General features: G+C 32.0%; 2 protein-coding genes. Both read left to right on the top strand.

The window, feature by feature from the left end:
• Positions 1–209: 209 nt before the first annotated feature.
• On the top strand, positions 210–695 hold the full coding sequence (locus ACWIX0_RS13585) for a hypothetical protein (RefSeq protein WP_454174518.1): 486 nt from the start codon (positions 210–212) through the stop codon (positions 693–695).
• A gap of 113 nt (positions 696–808) precedes the next feature.
• Complete coding sequence (locus ACWIX0_RS13580; RefSeq protein ID WP_454174517.1) at positions 809–1,312, top strand: hypothetical protein; 504 nt, start codon at positions 809–811, stop codon at positions 1,310–1,312.
• The last annotated feature ends 80 nt before the right edge of the window (positions 1,313–1,392 follow it).

Genomic DNA, 1,392 nt, shown 5'->3' with positions numbered 1-1,392 from the left:
CAGAATTTAGGTATAATACTCAAATTAAACAGCAAGATTTGTATAAAATCTTGCTAAAATTGATAAGAAAACAACCGCTTAAGTTAAATTGAGCCTAACCAAAATGTTAAATTAGATACTAATAAAGATGGGATTTTGACAAAAGGTGAAGCTGGATTGGCAATAAGAAGAAGCCTTAAAAAAGGATTAGAACAATATAAAGGATAAGAATGAAAAGGTGTATTTTAACTCTATTTATCGCATTTAGCGTGGCGTTATTGAGTGCAGATGAAATTTCGCAAAATATACAAAGCAGACTTGAACCAAGGTCTATGTTTTTTATTACAGATGCGAAGTATGACAAATGTAGTATTATTATTGATGACAAAAATGTTTATCAAAGAGATTGTGAGTTTGAATATGCCCCAAACCTCGCAATTTATGCAACACTTAATGATTTTAGAGAAGTGTGGATATTTCAAGATATGCCTATGGGAAATGCATGCGATGGTGGGATTTTGCGGATATTTGAGCGCGATGAGAGAAACGACAAAATAATTATGTATCGTGGAGAGGTAGATTGGTGTGGAATCCCTGTTTTTAAGTTGAGTTTAGATTCCATTGAAATCTGCCATTATAAAGAATCTAAACTTGGCTATGTTGTTTTTAAACAGGGTAAAATTTATCATAAAATAAAAAGTGAAACATACAAATGATTAAGTTTGAAAATGCGAAAAGTGGGCAACAAAATGATAATTGGCTATAAAAACATTATTCAAGCACTTAAAGAGACAAAAGAACAATATAAAGATTATATCAAAGGAGTAAAATGCAAAAAGCATTGATTGTTGTAGTGGTGTGTATTGGTTTTTGCTTTAGCAAAGAATCTTGCAATGTCAATAATCCATCTACGATTTATCAACATTGGAATGAGCAATGGGGAAAATTTAAACAGGAGGAATGTTGCAATGATGAGCCTCAAATTATTAGATGGTATTTTATAGATTCTGATGGTGCGTTTGTAGATATGATGAGAGAGTGCGATATGGTCGGTATGAAGCAAATGCTAATCAAACTTGGCAAAGACACTCTTATATCTTTGCAAAAAGCCCAAAGTCGTTCATATTTACTTCTCGTAGCCCAAGAGAACTTTAACCAAGAGGTAATAAAATTTTTGTTAGAAAATCATCTATTTTGCTTAGATAAGGAGCAGTGCTTTGATTTTACTTTTAATGTGTCGCAATCTATCAATGACAAACTAAAAGAAGCTAAATCCAATATGGATATGCAAGCCACGCAAAATTATAAGCAAATCTTAAATATTTTAAGATAAACCAAAAATGCACGCACAAAATCTATTAAATCCACTGCTAGAATCTGATGCCATAGAATGCGCTCATAAAGGCAAAATCC

Source organism: Helicobacter sp. T3_23-1059 (genome assembly GCF_053654515.1).
The sequence above is the reverse complement of the archived record's forward strand: the minus strand, read 5'-3'. Positions and strand labels throughout refer to the sequence as shown.